Genomic DNA, 20,726 nt, shown 5'->3' with positions numbered 1-20,726 from the left:
TCACTGCCCACGATCAGATGAAATCTGTGCCCACCATCCCGCGAAACACGCAATCGTTCGAGAGAAATGCAACCACAGCGCGTGCGGGTTCAGAACATTCGCGTGCCCTGTTGGTCAATCACCTGCTTGGCCTTTTCAATCGCGGCCTCATGCGCGGCCTCAACTGAGGGCAACGTATCGGCGCGGATTAGGTGGTGGCTCTGGCCGTCCTTTTCGACCATCGCCGACAAACGATAGACATGTCCTTCTTTGATCGGCTGAGGCGTGATCGTATACCCCTCATACATCACAGGCTCCGCAGGCTTGGGATCAGATTTTCCGAATAGTTGGGAGAGGAGAGACATGGGCTAAAGTTCCAATGTGATTAGTCAGCGTCTTCAAGGCGGCATCGTCAGGTTCAAGAACAATGGGGCCGGTTGGGGTGATCTCACGGATCGCGGCGAGCTTGAGCGCTGAGGCAATCCGTTTGGGCGCGACCTCAAAGACTTCACGGTTTTTGCGAACGCGATGGTCATCAAAAACGTCGTGGATGAGCTTTTCAGCGAGGTGGCAGTCCGCAACCTCGGCTGCAAAAAAGCATTCAAACGGAAGAGGCACGCCGGTAGAGGCCAGCGCCCTGATCCGACCCAAAAGATCAGCCGTCGTTTTGCCGACTTTGACTAAGCCGGGCATCGCCTCGTTGGTGAGAATATAGACAATATCCATCGAGGCGACCTTGGTTCCGACGTCTTACTGATCCAAGAAGCTCCGCAGTTTGCGGCTCCGCGACGGGTGCTTAAGCTTACGCAACGCCTTCGCCTCAATCTGACGAATACGTTCGCGCGTCACGCTGAACTGTTGGCCGACTTCTTCCAACGTGTGATCGGTATTCATGCCGATCCCAAAGCGCATGCGCAGCACGCGCTCTTCGCGCGGGGTGAGTGAGGCGAGAACACGGGTTGTCGTCTCTTTCAGGTTTTCCTGAATCGCGCTGTCCAACGGCAGAACCGCGTTCTTGTCCTCGATGAAGTCGCCAAGCTGGCTGTCTTCTTCGTCGCCAATCGGTGTTTCAAGTGAAATTGGCTCCTTGGCGATTTTCATCACCTTGCGGACCTTTTCCAAAGGCATCTGCAGCTTTTCTGCCAATTCCTCTGGTGTTGGCTCGCGGCCAATTTCATGGAGCATTTGACGCCCCGTGCGGACCAGCTTGTTGATCGTTTCGATCATGTGGACCGGGATACGGATCGTACGCGCCTGATCCGCGATTGAGCGGGTGATCGCCTGACGGATCCACCACGTCGCGTAGGTCGAGAACTTGTAGCCGCGACGGTATTCAAACTTATCCACGGCCTTCATCAGGCCGATGTTGCCCTCTTGGATGAGGTCAAGGAATTGCAGCCCGCGGTTGGTGTATTTCTTGGCGATGGAAATCACGAGACGCAGGTTCGCCTCAACCATTTCCTTCTTGGCCTGCCGGGCTTCTTTTTCACCCTTCTGGACCTGCTGCACGATGCGGCGGAATTCGTTGATGTCGACGCCGACGTACTGGCCGACCTGCGCCATGTCAGCGCGCAATTGCTCGACCTTATCGCGAGAGCGTTCAAGCAACATCTGCCAGCCACGCCCGGATTTTTCGGACATGCGGTCAACCCAGCCGGGATCCAGCTCGTGGCCACGGTATTCTTCGATGAACTCACGGCGGTTGATACGGGCTTGGTCAGCCAGTTTCACCATGCCGCTGTCTATCGACATGATCCGGCGGTTGATGCCGTACAACTGGTCGATCAAAGCCTCGATCCGATTGTTGTGCAGGTGCAATTCGTTCACCAGCTCAACGATCTCAGAGCGCAGGTGCTGATACTCAGCCTCATCGTCCTGCGAGAACGTGTCGTCTTTGTTGAGTGTTGCGGAAATCCGCAGGTCCTGCATTTCGGACAGCTTGGCAAAGTCGTCTGAAATCCGCTCAAGGGCGGCCAGCACTTGCGGCTTTAGCGCGGCTTCCATCGCGGCCAGCGACATGTTGGCCTGATCGTCTTCGTCTTCGTCGTCATCGCGGCGGATCGGGTTGCCGTCGGCGTCCAGCTCTTGTGCGGCTTCTTCCTGCGGCTTGGGCGCCTCAGATGAATTGGCCGGCGCGTTGGCGACTACGGGCTCAACGTCATCTTCGTCACCCATGGCGTTGCCAAAGGTGGTCTCTAGGTCGATCACGTCGCGCAACAGAATGTCTTCGTTCAGAAGTTCTTCGTGCCAGATCGTGATCGCTTGGAATGTCAGGGGGCTTTCACACAGCCCAAGGATCATTGTATTGCGGCCAGCCTCGATGCGCTTGGCAATCGCGATCTCGCCCTCACGGGACAACAGCTCAACCGAGCCCATTTCACGCAGGTACATGCGGACCGGGTCATCGGTGCGGTCCAGCTTTTCGCCGCCCGTTGCGCCAATGGCCAAGTCGCGGTTGCCCGCAACTTCGACCACAGCGGTGGAGCCGGACTTGCCGTCTTCTTCGCCGTCCTCGGCCTCTTCGGCTTCGATGATGTTGATGCCCATTTCGGACAGCATCGACATCACGTCTTCGATTTGCTCGGAGGACACTTGCTCAGGCGGGAGCACCGCGTTGAGCTGGTCATAGGTCACGTAGCCCTTGGTTCGGGCTTCGGCGATCATCTTTTTGACCGCTGCTTGGCTCATATCGATCGCGATATCGCCGTCCTGCTGGTCAGTTTTTTGATCTTCGTTGGTGTCTTTAGCGGCCATGGAGCGCTCCTGGAGCTTGCGGGGCGGGCGTGGGCGGAAATGATTCGCACGGTCTGGTTGTTCGAATCATTACCGCGAATCGTAGGGAAGCGCACCCGCTGCTAGCGTTTTTTCTTTTCCCAAACCTTCGTATCGAGAAGATTCTGGAGATAATTTGACATTGACGCACTGTCCTCCGCGTCAACACCGGTATTAGGCAGAACAGCACGATCAGCAAGAGCGCGCGTCTGGTTGGCCTCATTCAAGCGCCAGGTAAGGGCTTCGTCCGCGGGGCTAGGCTCCGCTTTGGCCCGAAGATCCTCTAGTGCCTCGCTCAACTCCTGACGATGACCCCGGCGCGCCTCTAGCTTTGTCAGAGCGTCCATGATGCACGGGGCCGCGTCGCTTGGCTGTGCCTTTTGGCGCAAAGCGGGGCTCAGTTGGATGTGGCGTGAAGCACGCAAAGTTTCAAGGGTCTGCGCGGTGCCTGTCGCCATGAAATAGGCTTCGGGGTTATCGCTGGCCTCTTTTGTCCACCACAACAGCGCGTTGGCCAGTACTTCGTGACCGGGCCCAACCCATTTCATTTGCTCCAACGCCTCGGCGTGGCTGTCGATCAGGGCGGGGTGCGCGGCCAGTGCGGTCAGAACGACCCCTTCTAGCAAGATCTCAGAGGTTTCATGTGTCGAACTTTGTGCCAACGCTGAGCTTTTGGTGGAGGCCACAGGCGCCTGCGGCTCCTGCCAGCGCGCAAAATTCCCACGCCCACCACCACCGCTAGGCCCGCCACGGCGCGGGCCACCGCCAAAGTTGCCGCTCTCATTGCGCTGTCCGTCTCTGGAGGGGCGGGGGCCGAAAAGCTCTTCGCGCAGGCGCGCGATTTCATCGCCGTAGTGCGCCCGGATCGAGGGGTCTTGGATGCTGCGCAGGACGGTACGCAGGTCCTTGTCCAGCTTCGCACGCCGCTCGGGGCTATCGATATTCTTGTCCGCTGTTTCGCGGCGCCAGAGCAATTGCACCATCGGCAAGGCGCCGCCCAGCAGGGTCTTCATCGCCTCAGGCCCTTCGGCGCGCAGAACATCGTCCGGGTCGCGCCCCTCTGGCATTAGGGCAAAGCGAACGGATTTGCCCGCCTCAAGGATCGGCAGCGCCAGATCGATCACCTTATAGGCTGCCCGCACGCCAGCCTTGTCGCCATCCATGGCAAAAACCGGTTCGTCCTCAAATCGCCACAACATCCGCAAATGTTCTTGTGTGACTGCGGTGCCAAGGGCCGCGACCGTCGCCTCAAATCCCGCTTGGCTTAGGGCGATGACATCCATGTACCCCTCGGCCACAACCAGCGGCTGACCCTTGCCCGCAGCGGTGCGCGCTGGCCCGTGGTTGTAGAGCGTGTAGGATTTCTTGAACAATTCGGTCTCAGGCGAGTTGAGGTATTTGGCGCGCGCATCTGCGGCCATCGCGCGCCCCCCAAATGCCACACAGCGCCCGCGCGGATCGCGAATGGGGAATTGAATGCGGTCGCGGAACGTGTCGTAGGGGCTGCGGCCATCGTCTGGGGTTTTGGCCAGCCCTGCGGCCTCGATCAGCTCTTGTGGCACGCCCTTGCCCTTAAGCGCGGCTTGCAAACCATCACGCCCATTGGGGGCAAATCCGATTTCAAAACGGTCAATCGTGGCGGCATCCAAGCCCCGGCGGCTAAGATAGGCGCGGGCATCCGCAGCCACCCCGGTATTTAGCTGTAGCCGGAACCACCGCGCCGCTAGGTCCATGACCTCGGCCAATTGGGTAGCGCGGTCGGATTTTTCTTGTGCCTTGGGGTCGCGCGCCGGCATTGGAAGCCCGGCTTCACCAGCCAAAATCTCGACGGCCTCCATAAAGCTGACATTCTCGCTTTCGCGCACAAAGGTGATCATGTCGCCCTTCGCTTGGCAGCCAAAGCAATAGTAATAACCCTTTTGATCATCCACGTGGAACGAGGCGGATTTCTCTTGGTGAAACGGGCATGGGGCCCACCAGTCGCCTTTGCCTTGGTTCGACTTGCGGGTGTCCCACATCACCTTTCGACCCACGACATCCGCCAGGGACAGTCGCGTGCGTAATTCATCAAGAAAACCGGGCGGGAGACTCATGCCCCTATGGTCCCATGCGCTTGGCTCCGTGTCCAGATGACCCGCGACCCATTGCAGGGACCTAATGCCAAGTATTTCGGGCATTCCTGCGCGCCGGTGCACCAAAAGCCTTTGATCGGGGCTATTGCGCCATCGAAGTGCCTGCATTTTTCATAAAATTGCCCTGATCCCGGCGTGCCACCGCCACGCCGCCGCGCGAAAAAGGATCAATGCCCTTCAGGGGCCACACCGATAAGGATGCGTCTCATGTCTGTCATCAAAGCCCACCTGACCCATTTTTGGCATGACACATCCGGTGCAATAACGGTCGAATGGACCCTCCTGACCGGAGGGCTGGTGGCCATCGCGCTGGCGGCAACGGCGGTTGTAGGGTCGGGGTTGGATTCCAACACTGCGATGTTGAATGAGGAATTCACCCGTGAGCACCGGTTCTATGAAACCCGTAATTTTGGGCGATCTCCGGTAGAGGTTGCTCAGGCGCTTGAGATGGAAGTGATGTCCAATAGCCGCCGCGACCGTCGCGTCGCACGGTTGTTGGATGCCCTCACCGAAAATCAATTACGCAACCAGCACCGCACGTGGAACACCCGCGCGGCTGATGCCAGCTACAGCAACTTGCCGCTTGCCCGCGATCAAGTCAGGCTCATCGATGTTGCGATGGAAGCACGTGACGAAGATCCGCACGCAGGCGTTCCGACACCGCTGCCAACCCCCGCGACCTAGGCGTTCAATGCCGCCCTTGCCGCGACGCCGGTCATGGCATGCGTGATTTCATGAACAGCCGTATGTGTCATGGACCGGAACACATAAATATCCATCCCGGTTTTCGTCCGGTGATACAGCGCTGACATATGCCCCAATAGCCCGCGCGCCGTGGTACCGGCATCCATTGCACCTATATCAAGCGGCGTTAGCCGTGCCATGACAGCCTCAAGCGCGTCGCCCTCAAGAGTAAGCGCCGCCCATGCATCAGACTGATCGGTTGTGGCCGCAAGCCCCGCCAGATCAGCGCATTCCCCGACCACAAACGCCAAATTGCGACCCGCCCACAGGACATTTCCCCTCGCTTCATTCGGGGCAGGCCAATGCCCAAGCGCCTTGCGCACGGCGGTCTTCTTGCCTTTGAACGGTGACACGGAGGTCAGGGTTGGTGTGCGCTCCGTAAGCGTGAGATTACCAATGGTGACCGGGCACAGACCCAATGCAGCGGAGGTTGCAATCAGATTACCCACGGGCACGCCCTCCTTCGGGGTCTAGGGATACGGGGTGACAAATTTCGACCTCCGTGTCGACGCCGCGCAACCGGTCCACAAATCGGATACGCTCGCCCATGCGCGCGGTTCCGTCCCGCACAAAGGCCAGCGCCATGTAGGTCTGTAGCGTTGGCGAATAGCAGGCGGATGTCGCATAGCCTTGGTCGGTCTCGCGGTGCACGCGGTCACCGATGTTGTATAGGTGTCCGCCTGCGTCGATCTTGGTGGTGGGGTCCACGGGACGCAGACCCACCAATTCCTCACGCGAGGCCATCAGAACGGGGCGGCTGGCCGCGGCTTTGCCGATGCAATCCTTCTTGGCGGAAATCATCCGGCCCATGCCGATGTCGCGGGCCGTAACCCGGCCCATAATCTCGGCGTGTGTGACAAAACCTTTCTCGATGCGCAGCACGTTGAGTGCTTCCATCCCGTAGGCTCCGCCGCCCAGCAATTCGGCCCGACCAACAAGGTCCCGCCAGAGGGCCGCGCCATACCGCGCAGGTACCGCGATCTCATAGGCATGTTCGCCCGAGAACGAAATCCGGAACAAACGACCCGTCACGCCCAACACATCAATCGCGCCACAGGCCATAAAGGGAAAGCTGTCGTTATCCACCTTCGTGTCCGTCAGCGAATTGATCAGGTCGCGCGCTTTTGGCCCCGCGACCGAGAATTGCGCCCACGCCTCGGTGGTCGAGATGATCGACACATCCCACTCGGGGTGCAGGGCTTGGGTCACGAACTCAAGGTGTTTCATGACATTGCCAGCTGCCGCCGTCGTTGTCGTCATGACATAGTGATCCGGCGCGATGCAGGCGGTGGTGCCATCATCCATGACAAAACCGTCCTCGCGCAGCATCACCCCATAGCGCACGCGCCCGGGTTTGAGTGTTGAGAACGTATTGATATAGACAAAATCTAACAGCTTGGCGGCGTCTGGACCCTGAATGTCGATCTTACCCAGCGTGCTGACATCGGCCACACCCACGGCGTCGCGAACCATGTTGACCTCTCGGTCGCAGGCATCGCGCCACGTCTTTTCGCCTGTCCGGGGGAAATAGCTGGGGCGATACCAAAGGCCCGCCTCAATCATCGGCGCGCCCATTTGCAGCGCATTGGCATAGGATGTCGTGAACCGTTCAGGTGCAAAGCCTTTGCCCTTTGCGCCCGCGCCCATCGTACCGATCGCGGTGGGCACATATGGCGGGCGGAAGGTCGTTGTGCCGGTGCCGGGAATGTCCCGGCCCGTGGCCTCGGCCAAAACCGCAAGCGCGCCCACATTGGATGACTTGCCCTGATCGGTGGCCATGCCTTGGGTCGTGTAGCGCTTCATGTGCTCGACCGATTGGAAGTTTTCCTTGGCCGCTTGGCGCACATCCTTGGTGGTTACATCGTTCTGAAAATCGAGCCACGCACGTCCCGGCGCATCCACTGCCCAAAGCGGCGCGAGCCCGAGGGGCGTATCGTCAGCCACGGGCGTCTTGATGGATGCAGGACTTAGGCCCAAGCGTTCTAGCACTTTGCGCGCTCGGAAGATCCCGGATTTGAGCGCGCCGTGGGTTGAGAAGTTGCCCATGGCGGCGCCTGCGGCCTCTAGTCCCGGCACGGCGCCGGGGGTGGGCACAAAGGCGTGGATCTCGGGGTTCCACGTGGGGCGTCCGTTCATGTGGCACGTCAGGTGCACCGAAGGGTTCCAGCCGCCAGACAGGCCAAGGCCATCGGCTTCGATGTCCCATTCGCGCGTGCCCTGCCGGACTTTGACGCTGCGCAGGCCCAGATGCCCGCGCGTGTTAATGACCTCTGCTCCTGCATGCACAAGGTAATCACCGCTTGGGGCGATGCCGCTGCGGGCGTCGACTACGGTTGTTTCGATGCCTGCGTCCGCAAGGTCTTTGGCCGTCGCATGCGCGCTGTCGTTGTTGGTGAACAGCACGATCCGCTTGCCGGGGGTGACGCCCCAGCGGTTCAGATAGCTGGCCATCGCTGAGGTCAGCATGACACCCGGACGGTCGTTCATCGGGTGGGCAATCGGCCGTTCCAACGCACCTGCCGCCAGCACGGCGCCACGGGCATGGATACGCCAGAAACATTCACGTGGCAGGTCGGCAGAAGGGCTTGGTAAGTGGTGACTTACACGCTCTAGAGCGCCGTAAGTGCCGCCATCAAATACGCCCGTGATCGTGGTCCGCGTCATGATCCGCACGCCCAGATCACGCAAGGTTTGAACCATCTCTGCGGCCCAGATAGGGCCGGGCTTGCCATCAACTTCGACGGTTTCCGACAGCAGTCGGCCACCGGCCTCGGTCTGCTCATCACACAAAATGACCGACGCACCGGATTGCGCCGCCGTAAGTGCTGCCATCAAACCAGCAGGACCCGCGCCAATAACCAGAACGTCACAGGTCGCAAAGGCACGCTCGGCATCGTCGGGGTGCGCCTCACCGGAAAGCCCACCCAAACCAGCCGCACGGCGGATGATTGGCTCATAGATTTTTTCCCAAAACGCTTTGGGCCACATGAACGTCTTGTAATAAAAACCAGCCCCCAAGAAGGGTGCGGCTAGGTCGTTTATCCCCATCACGTCGGTCTTGAGCGAGGGCCACGCGTTTTGCGAAAATACCTCTAGCCCGTCGTAGATTTCTTGCACAGTGGCGCGAACGTTGGGGTCTTGATGCGCGCCGCTGCCTACCGTGATCAGGGCGTTTGGCTCCTCGGAGCCTGCTGTCAGCGGACCACGGGGGCGGTGGTATTTGAAGCTGCGCCCCATCAACCGCTCACCCTTGCCCAAAAGGGCGGAGGCCACGGTGTCGCCCGCATATCCACGGACGTATTTGCCATCAAATTGGAACAGCACTTCTTCGGCGCGATTCACCCGGCCCTTGCCATCAATTCTCATGTGCGAACCTCCCGGCGGTAGGTCTCGGCCAGTTCTGATCCTTTGACCTCATGGGTGACCGTATTGCGGGTCACAACGACCCACGCGCCACAGCCCGCCTCATGTTGCCACAGCTCTTGGGTGTCGCCCGCAGGGTTATCGCGCAGGTGCAAGTAAGCGTCCCACGCAGAAAGCGGTGCATCAGCAGTGGGGCGATTGAGATATGTCTCATGACCCATGTAGTAAAATTCCCGGCGATCACGGTCGCCGCAAAGGGGGCAGGTTATGCGCATGGGACGTTCCCGTGGGCTTGAGAAAGAAGGACGCAGCCAAACGACACGCGCTGGGCAGTTTGTATGGGGGCACGCATAATCATCAATGCAAATTGTGCTGAGACCCGGTGGCCTCTTCGTCGATGACATGACCGCGCGCGAGCCGATCAAGGCGCAGCTTGCTGGCGGCGGGGTGATAATCACCCGTTGCCATCAGATGGGCAAAGCACTTGCCCGAACCGGGCACCGCCTTAAAGCCACCGTAGCACCAGCCACAGTTGATAAAGAGCCCCTCGGTCTCGGTCCGGTCAATGAACGGCGAGCCGTCGGGCGTCATATCCATAATTCCGCCCCATGATCGCAACACCTTGGCGCGTCCGATCATCGGCATCAGGGCCATGCCCGCCTCCATCACGTGTTCAGCCATGTGCAGGTTCCCGCGCGACGCGTACGAGGCATAGAAATCAATGTCGCCACCAAACACCAGGCCGCCCTTGTCAGACTGGCTGAGGTAAAAGTGCCCCATGCCAAAGCTGATCACGTGATCAACACAAGGCTTAAGACCCTCGGTCACAAAGGCCTGCAAAACGTGGCTCTCGATGGGCAGGCGCATGCCCGCCATCGCAGCGACTTGGCTGGACCGGCCAGCGACAACAATCGCAACCTTCTTGGCCCGGATTGGCCCGCGGGATGTTTGCACCCCGCGCACTACGCCGTTTTCAATGTCGATACCGGTGACTTCGCATTGCTGGATGATGTCGACGCCGCGCTGGTCCGCGCCGCGCGCAAACCCCCATGCGACCGCATCATGCCGCGCGGTGCCGCCGCGGGGGTGATACAGCCCGCCATAAACCGGGAAACGCGGGTTGTCGTAGCTGATGTAGGGCAGCATTTCACGAATCTCATCACGGCCCAGCATGATCGCGTCATCGCCCTGCGAAATCATCATGTTGCCGCGCTTGGCAAATGCATCACGCTGACCGTCGGAATGGAACAGGTTGATGATGCCGCGCTGGCTCATCATGGTGTTGTAGTTCAGCTCTTGCTCCATATCTTCCCACAGCTTGAGCGAGTGGGAATAGAACTCAGAGTTGCCATCAATACCGTAGTTTGCACGCACAATCGTGGTGTTTCGGCCCACGTTGCCGCCGCCGATATACCCCTTTTCAAGCACGGCCACATTGGTGATCCCGTACTCTTTGGCCAGGTAATAGGCCGTGGACAGGCCATGCCCGCCGCCACCGATTACCACGACGTCATATTCGGCTTTGGGTTCGGGCGAACGCCAATGCGGCTGCCAACCGGTATTCCCGGTCAGCCCTTGCTTGAGAATTTGCCATGCTGAATAGCGCATTAGGTCCCCGCAGAGGTGTCATCAAATTGTATGACACACCCTAACGAAGCGAAGCGCAATACCCCGCCGATCCGCGACATCATGCGGTCAAAGTCCGACGTGATGTTACAGGGACGTCGGGTTAAGTCGGGTTAATACGTGCCGACCGGTGCTGCGGGCAGGGCGACGCTCTGATCGAACTCCAAAAACGAGGCGAAACGGGGTCGCGTTACGATAATATTTTCAAAGTTCTGAGTGGGCAATTCGATGTTCAGGGGCGGGGTATAGGTCGAATAGGTTTCGACCACGATGACCCGCTCGCCCACGGCCATGACGGGCATACGCGCCAACAGCGCTGAGATGGAATTGGTGTCGCGCACCGCGTTGCCGTCGGTGGCATATGACCATTCGACCTCATATCCGACATCACCGCGCCGCACCTCGCTATAGCGCAGCCATGGCTCGCCATTCTCAAAGGTCAAAAACTCATAAAGGTTTGCCAAACCTTCAAAATCCCAAGCGGTCACAATGGGCCGCCGCGACAGGATATCGCCGATGGTATAGGCCGCCTTCAGCGACAGGTTATACCGCCGGAACGCATCGAAAAACGTGAACGACAGGATCAGCGTCACAAACAGGATCGGCATGATGATCACAGTCTCGGTCGAGATCGCGGCATCCTCGCGGCGCCAAAAGGACATGACAAATTTGCGCATGGCTTAGGTCCCTCCGGGCAGGCTGGCGGTGCCGGCAATCGGCTCGCTCGAAAAGGCGGTTGCGGACGTCATATACAAAAGTCCGTTCGTATCGCGTGTCAGCGCGAGGCCGAATTGCGATGTGGGGAAAAACGGCTCAACCACATAGCAGGTGCGCAGCACGATCATCATGTTGGGCGTTGTCTGCTCAAACCACGTCAGGGGTCGTACCGCGTTTGACACATCCACGCAGGGCTGGTCGAACCGTGGCATCACATAGTTGGCAGAGGATACTTCGGTCATTTCCACGCTCAGCGTCGCGTCGCAATGCGGCAGGACCACAGTGTTGGAACAAATCCGATGGCGGATCACAGATTCCGTGATGGTCAGCCCCGTGCCCAGCCGGATGTCGCGCACAACCAGATCAATGGCCCGGTCCAGCATAACCTGCCGCGCCAACAGCATCGCAGCCTCAAACGCCATGATGAAAATCATGATGAACGCAGGAAACACGATCACAAACTCGACCGTCGCCCCCCCGTGGTCATCACGCCGCAAAAAGCGTGAGATATGATCGCCAAGGCGCATCACTGCGTGAGCCTCAACTGGCCGATGGTTTGCGCGATGGCCGCAAAGACTTCGTTAATTTCAAAGCCGTTCACGTCGTAATAATGGCTTGGTGTGCTGGCGCAGTCGCGCAGGGCGGCCTCACCGCTGGGCGGGGCCTCAAACGCGATGGAAAAAATCACCAAGTTGCGGTTCGCTTGCGCTTTGGTCTGGGTGCAGATCGCGTTCAACCGACGGTCGCCCACTGTCTGCCCACCGTGTTGCGCCACAGCGTTGCGGATGCGATTTTTCCAGTTGTACGGGGAACTTGCACCATTATTCGTAGGGTAAATGTTGTTGGCGACCCAGCGGACATTGTACCGGCTCCACAACTCCACGTAGCTCATTTGCCGGGCGCCGCTTCCCCCAATTGGTGTTGAATAATTGGTGTTATCCCATGGGTCCCGGTAGCTGTCGTTTTCGGGAATATAGTACGAAAACTGCGGTGACTGGCCGGTGCGTTCATAGATCCACACATTGGACAGGCCCGATTTGAATTCATCCTTCAGGTCATATTGGTTCGTGTTAGAGCCATCCGTCATCAAGATGACCACCTTGATCGTGTCGCGGTCGTCATACGCCACGGGGCGGCCCGCAAAAATTGGGTCAACGCTGGCGGGCGCGGCCACGGCCATCGCGGATAAATTGGCTTGGGTTGAGGGGTCAATCAGGATTGAGGCCCACTTCATTCCAACATCAATCGCCGTCCAACCGTTGGCGTTCAGCCCATTGATCGCAGTATTAATTGTGGTCTTATTGTTAGACCATGGGATGATCGCGCCGTATTCGCTTGTCGGGCACCACGGATTCGTCATCGACCCGGACGAACTGTCCTTGTTGAAATGCCCCATGCGCGGCAGGGGGGACAGCGGATCAATCGTGGTGGTTGAGAACATAGCCTCCGAAAAGTTGATACAATTCGAAAAGCTATGCTCATTCGTAAAGTTGAAGTGGTTCGCAACCAATGTGCCCGCATTCACCTTGCCATTGTAGGGAATGACCGAAATCGACACGAGGTCCTTTTGTTCATCCACAAGCACCGTGTTCACGAACTCGGTCGCGGCGTCCTTCATCAACTGCATCTTGGACGTGCCACCCGTAGGCGACCAATTCCCCATGGACCCGGAGATATCCAGCACCAAGGCAATCTCAACATTCAGCACCCGCTCCTCGGCGGTACCAGTGGCCGGGGCGTTGATGCTATCAATCCCAACCATATGCAAAAACAATGAGTTGACGTCGATGCTCGCCTCCGCCGTCACCTTTCGGTACGATCCAACGGCGTCCTGCTCTACGTCGACATCCAGCGTGTAGTCTTGCAACCCAGCCTTGGCGAAGTAGTCCGTCACAACAAGCGTCGGGTCCAAATCCTGATCCAAGGACGCCGCCGCCAAAACAGCACGGTCCAGCGTATTTTGCAGCTTGGTGCGGTTGGCTTCGTACCGCATCGTGTCCACCGCAATGCCGCCGGCAACCAGCATCAAGATCATAATCATCAGCCCAAAGATCACCATCGAACCGCGCTCGGATCGCTTAAATCGCTGCAAATCGTGGCGCAGCCCACGCCAAGGCGCGTCAGATGTGGTGGTTTGATCGGTCTCGTTGGTCTTCACGGCAATACCCTCCATCCCATGGGCGCGCAGTGACGTCGGACCGGCCGATGTCTCATGTGCGCACCTCTTGCGACAGCTGAAGGGTGCGGGGGGCACATGGCGATTTTAAGGCGCTCAATAGGGCGGTTTCGCGGCATTTTCCTTAAATGAGAAACAACACAGGCCCGTTCGCAAACTCTGTTGCGCTACGCGTTGATCCAACAGAAGCTTTACTTTGAGTAAACCTTATGAGTTTAGTCTCAATAATTAACATACCATAGGTTGCAAGGGAGGGTACGATGACGGGACCAGCAGGGGCCAATGAGCCAGGATTCAAGGAATCCGTTAACCTTATGTTTGATCGTGCTGTGGCGCTGATGGACCTGCCGCCGGGGCTGGAACAGAAAATCCGGGTGTGCAACGCGACCTATACTGTGCGCTTTGGTGTGCGCCTGCGCGGGCAGGTCGAAACGTTCACTGGGTATCGCTCGGTCCACTCGGAACACATGGAACCGGTAAAAGGCGGCATCCGTTATGCCCTCGCCGTGGACCAACAAGAGGTTGAGGCGCTTGCCGCTCTGATGACCTTTAAATGTGCGCTGGTTGAGGCACCTTTTGGTGGCTCCAAGGGCGGTCTGTGCGTCGATCCGCGCAAGTGGGATGCCCATGAGATGGAGCAGATCACGCGCCGCTTCGCGTACGAACTGATCAAACGCGACCTGATCAACCCGTCCCAGAACGTGCCCGCCCCCGACATGGGCACCAGCCAGCGCGAAATGGCGTGGATCGCGGATCAATACGCCCGCATGAACACCACCGACATCAATGCGCGCACCTGTGTGACGGGCAAACCGCTGAATGCGGGCGGCATCCAAGGCCGGGTCGAGGCCACGGGCCGCGGTGTCCAATACGGCCTGCGCGAATTCTTCCGCCACCCCGAGGATATGGCCAAGGCTGGGCTAACCGGCTCGCTCGAAGGCAAACGTGTGATCGTGCAGGGCTTGGGCAACGTGGGCTATCACGCGGCGCATTTCCTACAGGTTGAAGACGGCGCCATCATCACCGGCGTGATTGAGCGTGACGGCGCATTGGTTTCGGAAACGGGCCTAGATGTTGAGGCCGTGCGCGCCCACATCGTTGAGACCGGCGGCGTCAAAGGCTTTGCAGGGGCCGAGTTCGTAGAACACGGCGCAGTCGTGCTTGAGGCTGAGTGCGATATCCTGATCCCCGCTGCGCTGGAGGGGGTCATCAACCTCAAAAACGCAAGCTACATCAAAGCCCCCCTGATCATTGAGGCCGCAAATGGCCCGATCACGGCAGCCGCCAACGATATCCTCGTCGAAAAGGGCTGCGTGGTCATTCCCGATCTCTATGCCAACGCCGGTGGGGTCACGGTCAGCTACTTTGAATGGGTCAAAAATCTCAGCCATATTCGGTTTGGCCGGATGCAGCGCCGCCAAGAAGAGGCCCGCCACCAACTCGTCATTGATGAACTGGAACGGTTGTCCACCTCCGGCGGTGTCGACTGGAAACTGTCACCGGGTTTCAAGGATAAGTACTTGAAAGGTGCCGATGAATTAGAACTGGTACGCTCGGGCCTCGATGATACGATGCGCACCGCCTACCAGTCCATGCGAGAGGTGTGGCACAGCCGCGATGAGGTGACGGACCTACGCACGGCTGGGTTCCTCGTGGCGATCGATAAGGTCGCGCAAAGCTACACGGCCAAAGGGCTATAGACCAAAATCTCGGCCCCAATACGGGGCCGGGATGTCCTCAGGGCTAGGCCACCTCTGGCGTACGGCAGGGCACGGCCAATCGGTTCACTCCTTGGTGCGCCAATTCCGCGACCAAGGCGTCAGTATCCACCAACTGCACCGGCACACCTGCGCGCAATGCGAGCGCGCTGGCCACGCCCGTGGCCTGACCCATGGCCATGCATTGCGGCATCCCCCGAACCGAGGCAAATGCCACCGGATCCGCCGACAAAATGCGCCCTGCAAACATCAGGTTGGTTACCTTCGCAGGGATCAACGCGCGGAACGGAATGGTATAGTAATTGCCCGCCTCGATCGCCGCATCATGGGTCATATCCCCGTCCGAGCGCATCACGTCATCAATCGGGTTGTCACAGGCCACGATCCCATCGGCAAACTTGGTCGCCCGTGCCAGATCGGTGCCCGTGATGCGGTAAACGCCCTCTAACTTGCGGGTTTCTCGTACGCCCACGGTCGGCGAGAGCATTGCCATATGCGCCCCACCAAACCCCGGCACGTCGCGGCGCAACAATTGCGCAAGTTGATAGCACCGCCTGCGGCCTTCTTGCGTGGCACGCCCCACGGCGACCGGGTCCGTACCATCCACACCCCGCACATGGACCGAGTTACAAAACACCGAGCCCTCGTGAAATCCGCGCATCAAATACAGCTTTGCAAGGTCCGGGTGCAGGCGGCCTTCTGCGATGCCGCGTGCGGCGTAGGTCTCAAAATAGGGGTCTGGGTCGGCGAATGCCGCCCCCCAATCCACGCCCACTATGTGAAACGAAATCGTCACGGCCATCGTGTTGCCCGACGCGTCGCCCAACGCATAGGGCACGCCCGCTTTTGCCGAAATATCTCCGTCGCCCGAGCAATCGATGACCATCTTGGGTGTGATGGTGAAGGCTCCGTTTCGGTCGCAACACGAAACGCGCGCAATGGTATCGCCCTCCATAACCGGCTCTAGCGCCATCGCGCTCAGTCGGATGCGGACACCGGCCTCCTCCAACATCTCAAACATCGTAAGGGTCGCGATATCGTGGTCATAGATAATCTCAGGCCCAAAGTTTTCTAGCGTACAAGGCCGCTTTACCGCCGCAGGTGGCTCTAGGCTGGCCAACCGCTCCGTAAGTTCTTCGATCAACCCGCCGATAATTTGATCCTGCGGCTACCCGCCGCCCCAAGGCATCCCGGGGCAAAACGCCATGACACCACCAATTTTGGTCGTTGCTTCTAACAAGGTGACGCGCAGGCCCTGTCGCCCTGCGGCAATCGCAGCCCCAAACCCGGCGGTACCGCCGCCAATCACCAGAACATCCGTCTGCTCATCCCGTACGCTCATCCATCCCCCAAGGCCGCTTTCAATCCGTCGGTAAAAGCCTGTGTTGCCTTTTCTTTGGGGTCAAGGTCGCATTGGATGATCCGCACCAAGTGGCACAGCACCCTTTAGCCAACCAGAAGGCCACGGCCACATCATCCACGGTCACCACCCCACATCTGGTGGTTGACGTGATGCGCGAAACGTTAATTTATCGTTACTTTTCAGTAATGTATGCTGACCTATTGTTGCGCGTGCACAACATTCAGTCAGCCGCCCTGACCTATTCGTCGGTCAGGGTCTCAGGTGCCTTATCCCGGTCCGCGACCATCATCGATAGCGCGTCTGCCACGATTTTGGTTTGCGATCCATTGGTCACGCCCCCAATGCCCACGTGACGACGCACGCGCCACCACATGCCGGGTTGCCATGCCCGCGGGGCAGGGTCGCGTAGCCGGACCAAAAAGCCGCGCGCAGGTTTCACTGCAAACAATGACCGATCGACCGAGGCGATCTCATCCAAGGGGGCGATCGGCGTGCCCATATCATCAAATAATCCGTCCGAGCGGAGCAAGATGCGCCGTCCCCCAGCACGCCAGCCGCGCACAGCTGCCACCAACGACACGATGCCCACCACAAACAACAGCAGCTGAAACATGAAGTCGCGCGGCGGAGTGGCAAGCGCGGTATAGATCAAAAGCGTGCCCAAAAGCCCCAAAACCACGCTGCCAAAAATGCGGCGCGGCTCGGAGGCTTGGATCTCAAACAGGGTCTCTGGCGTGGTGTTCATTCCCCCCTTCTGCACGGATGGCGGGGAATGCACAACTAGCGACGCACATGAACTTCGCCGCCGCGTTCCTCGGGTTCATCGTCGTGCATTTCTGCGGGAAACCCTGGGGCGGTCACGTCAAGGCCTGTGGCCTCTTCTAGGCGTTTGATGATGTTGGGCGACAATTCACGCGGGCCAAAGCGGTCGATCCCATCGGCAAAGATTTGGTTCACAAGCGGTGAGATTTCGAGCGGCACGTCATGGGCTTCGGCGATGGCTTGAAACAGGCCGATGTCCTTGGCGACCAAATCCATCGTAAAGGATATATCGCGCGATCCGTTCAGGATGACTTGGCTTTCGGTTTCATGCACAAACGACGTCCCCGAGGAAATCGCGATGGCTTCGTAGGCGGTGGCCAAATCAAGACCGGCGGCTTTGCAGGTCACCAAGGCCTCCGCGCAGGAGACAAGGTTAACTGTCGCAAGGTAGTTTGTAACGACTTTCAGCTGGGAGGCCGTGCCAACACCGCCTGTGTGCAGAACGCGGCGCCCAAGGATCGTGAGCAGCGGCAAGACCCGCTCAAACGTCGCGCGGTCCGTGCCCGCAAAAATCGATATGTTGCCCGTGTCCGCCCGGTGGCAGCCCCCCGAAACGGGGCAGTCCACGGCGGCACCGCCCGCTGCCGTGACCTTGGCCGCAAGGCGCTGGACCTCGGTGGCGTCGGTGGTGGACATCTCTAGCCAGATTTTGCCTGCAGTTACCTCGCTTAGCAGGCCATCGGGGCCCTCAACGGCTTCGGCGCAGATAGTGGGTGAGGGTAGGCAGGTGATTACCACGTCGCACGCTTCCATCAGCTTGGCTGGGGTCGCGGCGGATTTGGCGCCCCGCTCGGTAAAGGTGCGGACCTTTTCTGGATCAAGGTCCAGCACGGTCACATCCTGACCATTGCGCACAAGCGACCCCGCCAGTTTGGCACCCACATTACCCAGTCCAATAAAGCCGATTTTCATGGCCATCCCTTTCATTGTTTTGGGAAACGTCGTGCGATTCGGGGTCCTGTGCGCGCCACTGAGCGACACTTTGCAAATACGCACAGACCCCGTGGAGTTTCGCCCTCTTTTGCCGGAGCGTCGGATGGTTATTTTGGGGGCAACCGATAGCAAGGAGTTATCTCATGTCTGTACGTCCCGTGACCCAAACCCGCCAAGCCCAACCCACGATGGAAGGGGCAGGCGTTCACCTTCATCGCGCTTTTGGCTTCCAAGACCCAAGCGAGCTGGACCCGTTCCTGTTGTTTGACGATTTTCGCAACGACATTCCGGCGCATTTTGAAAAAGGTTTCCCCTGGCACCCGCACCGCGGGATCGAGACGATCACCTATGTGTTGAACGGCACGGTTGAGCATGGCGATAGCCTTGGCAACGTCGGCACATTGGGTGCAGGCGACGTGCAATGGATGACCGCAGGATCCGGCATCTTGCACCAAGAAATGCCCCATGGAAACGCGCGTGGGCAGATGCACGGATTTCAGTTGTGGGGCAACCTGCCCAGCAGCCAAAAGATGACCGCGCCCCGGTACCAAGACGTCACGGCCGCCGATATTCCCGTTGTCATCGATGATGATGGCACGCAGGTGAAGGTGATTGTTGGTGAGTTTTGGGGCAAGCGCGGCCCGGTCGACGGTATTGCGGCGGACCCGCAATATCTGGACGTGTTTGTGCCTGCGGGCGTCAAAAAGACGTTCCGGATTGATACCTACCGCCGGGCGTTTGCCTATGTGTTCGAAGGGGCTGCTGCCTTTGCCGATGCCAGCAAGCCTGAGGGTGTTTTGTTGGAAAAGGAAGTGATGGGTGAAGAGGTCAATATTCGTGACCTTTCTGGTGATCGCACCCTGATCCGGTTTGGTACAGGCGATGAGGTAACGGTGCAGGCGGGCCCTGAGGGCGTGCGGTTCCTTTTAATCTCGGGCGCGCCGATTGAAGAGCCTGTCGCGTGGCACGGCCCAATTGTGATGAACACACAAGAAGAGCTGATGCAGGCGATGCGCGAACTGCGCAACGGAACGTTTATCAAAGCGGCACACTAGCCGGGTCTTGATATGCCATTGGGGCGTTCGGGCGGGGACCGCTTGGACGTCCCTTTGGGCGTGCGCGGCCTGCGCCGCTTAAGGTGAGTATTTGGGGAACAAAGGAGGCGGCGGCGTCAGAGGGCCTTGTAGAGATGCCCGTTGATGTAGGTCGCGGATATGGCCCGATCATCACCCATCATGATGGTGGGAAACAGAGCCTGCCATATGTCCTCGGCGCGGTTGGTCGCCTGTGCGATTGCCGGGGTTGAGGCGAGGTCTAGGACGACCAGATCGGCCTCATACCCTGGGGCAAGGGTGCCGATTTTATCCTCTAGCCGCAGGGCGCGGGCGCTGCCGCCCGTGGCCAACCACATTAGCTGTGCGGGGTGGAGCGCTTGGCCCCGCAGTTGCGCGACCTCATAGGCGGCGGCCATTGTGCGCAACATCGAAAAGTTCGACCCGCCGCCGGTGTCGGTGGCCAGACCGACCCGATGGGTTTGGGCGTGGGCCATGTTGAACAGGCCTGAGCCGATGAACGTGTTGGAGGTGGGGCAGTGAACGAGGGCTGCGTCGACCTCTGCCAAGCGGTCAATTTCGCGATCCGTTAGGTGGATGGCGTGACCATAGACCCCGCCGGGCCCCAGCAGGCCGTGCGCTTCGTAGGTGTCGAGGTAGTCACGCGCCGTTGGGAACAGTTCTTGGACCCATGCGATTTCGTCGACTTGTTCAGACAGGTGCGTCTGCATCAGGCAATCGGGGTGTTCGGCCCAAAGTGCGCCAAGAGCCGAGAGTTGATCCGGCGTTGAGGTCGGAGAAAACCGGGGCGTGATGACGTAGGACAGGCGGTTTTGGTTATGCCACTTGGTAAGTAGCGACTTACTATTATCATAGGCGGATTGGGCCGTGTCCCGCAGGGTGTCGGGCGCGTTGCGATCCATGCAGGTTTTGCCCGCCAGCGCCCGAAGGCCCCGCGATTGGGCCGCAGTGAAAAAGGCATCGACAGATGCGGGGTGGATGGTGGCGTAGCTGCACATGGTCGTCGTACCGTGCGCCAAAGCGAGGTCCATGTAGCGGCCCGCGATGTCAGCGGCGTAGCCCGCGTCCACGAAACGCGATTCCTCGGGGAAGGTGTAGGTGTTGAGCCAGTCGATCAACCGTTTGCCCCATGATGCGATGATCGCGGTTTGGGGATAGTGAACGTGGGCATCGATAAACCCCGGCACAATTAGGCCCGCGCCATGGTCCGTCACGAGGGCGTCCGGATAGGCGGCGCGGATGTCGTCGGCGGGGCCCACGGCTGTGATTTTGCCCTGCGCAATCGCCACAGCGCCGCGGCGTTCATGG

At 59.2% G+C, this 20,726-nt stretch carries 17 protein-coding genes and 1 pseudogene; 3 read left to right on the top strand and 15 right to left on the bottom strand.

Features of this window, described 5'->3' with window-relative positions; translation table 11 throughout:
- Positions 1-89: 89 nt before the first annotated feature.
- From AC4GMC_RS10855 to dnaG, 4 genes are all read right to left on the bottom strand, one after another.
- Positions 90-287: an HlyU family transcriptional regulator gene (locus AC4GMC_RS10855; RefSeq protein WP_487878793.1), complete on the bottom strand. Its 198-nt coding sequence runs from the start codon at positions 285-287 to the stop codon at positions 90-92.
- Positions 288-309: 22 nt separating this feature from the next.
- Positions 310-705 (bottom strand): GIY-YIG nuclease family protein, encoded by a 396-nt coding sequence (locus AC4GMC_RS10850; RefSeq protein ID WP_487878794.1) that lies wholly within the window; start codon positions 703-705, stop codon positions 310-312.
- Between the two features lie 24 nt (positions 706-729).
- Positions 730-2,733 carry an RNA polymerase sigma factor RpoD gene (gene rpoD / locus AC4GMC_RS10845; RefSeq protein ID WP_487879310.1) on the bottom strand — a complete coding sequence of 668 codons (2,004 nt, stop codon included), beginning with the start codon at positions 2,731-2,733 and terminating at the stop codon, positions 730-732.
- Positions 2,734-2,834: 101 nt separating this feature from the next.
- Positions 2,835-4,844 carry a DNA primase gene (gene dnaG / locus AC4GMC_RS10840; protein ID WP_487879311.1) on the bottom strand — a complete coding sequence of 670 codons (2,010 nt, stop codon included), beginning with the start codon at positions 4,842-4,844 and terminating at the stop codon, positions 2,835-2,837.
- 246 nt (positions 4,845-5,090) lie between these two features.
- On the opposite strand from dnaG, the gene AC4GMC_RS10835 reads away from it, so the two are divergent.
- Positions 5,091-5,567 carry a Flp family type IVb pilin gene (locus tag AC4GMC_RS10835; protein WP_487876647.1) on the top strand — a complete coding sequence of 159 codons (477 nt, stop codon included), beginning with the start codon at positions 5,091-5,093 and terminating at the stop codon, positions 5,565-5,567.
- On the opposite strand, the gene AC4GMC_RS10830 is transcribed toward AC4GMC_RS10835, so the two are convergent.
- From AC4GMC_RS10830 to AC4GMC_RS10800, 7 genes are all read right to left on the bottom strand, one after another.
- The gene (locus AC4GMC_RS10830) at positions 5,564-6,076 is read right to left on the bottom strand and encodes a sarcosine oxidase subunit gamma (RefSeq protein WP_487876648.1); all 513 of its coding nucleotides are present in this window, start codon (positions 6,074-6,076) and stop codon (positions 5,564-5,566) included. The two genes, AC4GMC_RS10835 and AC4GMC_RS10830, sit on opposite strands and share 4 nt — an antisense overlap.
- Positions 6,069-8,993 carry a sarcosine oxidase subunit alpha family protein gene (locus tag AC4GMC_RS10825; protein WP_487876649.1) on the bottom strand — a complete coding sequence of 975 codons (2,925 nt, stop codon included), beginning with the start codon at positions 8,991-8,993 and terminating at the stop codon, positions 6,069-6,071. Before AC4GMC_RS10825 ends, AC4GMC_RS10830 begins: the two co-directional genes overlap by 8 nt.
- On the bottom strand, positions 8,990-9,265 hold the full coding sequence (locus AC4GMC_RS10820; RefSeq protein WP_487876650.1) for a sarcosine oxidase subunit delta: 276 nt from the start codon (positions 9,263-9,265) through the stop codon (positions 8,990-8,992). Before AC4GMC_RS10820 ends, AC4GMC_RS10825 begins: the two co-directional genes overlap by 4 nt.
- 82 nt (positions 9,266-9,347) lie before the next feature.
- Complete coding sequence (locus AC4GMC_RS10815; RefSeq protein WP_269079707.1) at positions 9,348-10,598, bottom strand: sarcosine oxidase subunit beta family protein; 1,251 nt, start codon at positions 10,596-10,598, stop codon at positions 9,348-9,350.
- A 131-nt stretch (positions 10,599-10,729) separates the two neighbouring features.
- A complete protein-coding gene (locus tag AC4GMC_RS10810) occupies positions 10,730-11,293 on the bottom strand; it encodes a TadE/TadG family type IV pilus assembly protein (RefSeq protein ID WP_487876651.1) in 564 nt (187 codons plus the stop codon).
- Between the two features lie 3 nt (positions 11,294-11,296).
- A complete protein-coding gene (locus tag AC4GMC_RS10805; RefSeq protein ID WP_487876652.1) occupies positions 11,297-11,860 on the bottom strand; it encodes a TadE/TadG family type IV pilus assembly protein in 564 nt (187 codons plus the stop codon).
- Positions 11,860-13,491: a pilus assembly protein TadG-related protein gene (locus tag AC4GMC_RS10800; protein WP_487876653.1), complete on the bottom strand. Its 1,632-nt coding sequence runs from the start codon at positions 13,489-13,491 to the stop codon at positions 11,860-11,862. Before AC4GMC_RS10800 ends, AC4GMC_RS10805 begins: the two co-directional genes overlap by 1 nt.
- Positions 13,492-13,769: 278 nt before the next feature.
- Here AC4GMC_RS10800 and AC4GMC_RS10795 point away from each other — a divergent pair, with 278 nt between their 5' ends.
- A complete protein-coding gene (locus AC4GMC_RS10795) occupies positions 13,770-15,209 on the top strand; it encodes a Glu/Leu/Phe/Val family dehydrogenase (RefSeq protein WP_487876654.1) in 1,440 nt (479 codons plus the stop codon).
- Between the two features lie 43 nt (positions 15,210-15,252).
- Here AC4GMC_RS10795 and AC4GMC_RS10790 read toward each other — a convergent pair.
- The 3 genes and pseudogenes from AC4GMC_RS10790 to AC4GMC_RS10780 all read right to left on the bottom strand — a co-directional run bounded on the left by AC4GMC_RS10790 (position 15,253) and on the right by AC4GMC_RS10780 (position 18,324).
- Positions 15,253-16,569, bottom strand: a pseudogene (locus tag AC4GMC_RS10790) (FAD-dependent oxidoreductase).
- A gap of 259 nt (positions 16,570-16,828) precedes the next feature.
- Entirely contained in the window at positions 16,829-17,335 is a 507-nt protein-coding gene (locus tag AC4GMC_RS10785; RefSeq protein ID WP_487876655.1) for a hypothetical protein, read from the bottom strand.
- A gap of 35 nt (positions 17,336-17,370) precedes the next feature.
- Complete coding sequence (locus AC4GMC_RS10780; protein WP_487876656.1) at positions 17,371-18,324, bottom strand: NAD(P)-dependent oxidoreductase; 954 nt, start codon at positions 18,322-18,324, stop codon at positions 17,371-17,373.
- Positions 18,325-18,488: 164 nt separating this feature from the next.
- On the opposite strand from AC4GMC_RS10780, the gene AC4GMC_RS10775 reads away from it, so the two are divergent.
- Positions 18,489-19,400, top strand: a complete 912-nt coding sequence (locus AC4GMC_RS10775) for a pirin family protein (protein ID WP_487876657.1) — start codon at positions 18,489-18,491, stop codon at positions 19,398-19,400.
- 116 nt (positions 19,401-19,516) lie between these two features.
- Here the strand turns inward: AC4GMC_RS10775 and guaD are convergent.
- Positions 19,517-20,726: guanine deaminase (gene guaD / locus AC4GMC_RS10770; protein ID WP_488082504.1), on the bottom strand; the 1,210-nt coding region annotated here is incomplete at its 5' end.

Source organism: Thalassobacter sp., from assembly GCF_982993085.1.
The sequence above is the reverse complement of the archived record's forward strand: the minus strand, read 5'-3'. Positions and strand labels throughout refer to the sequence as shown.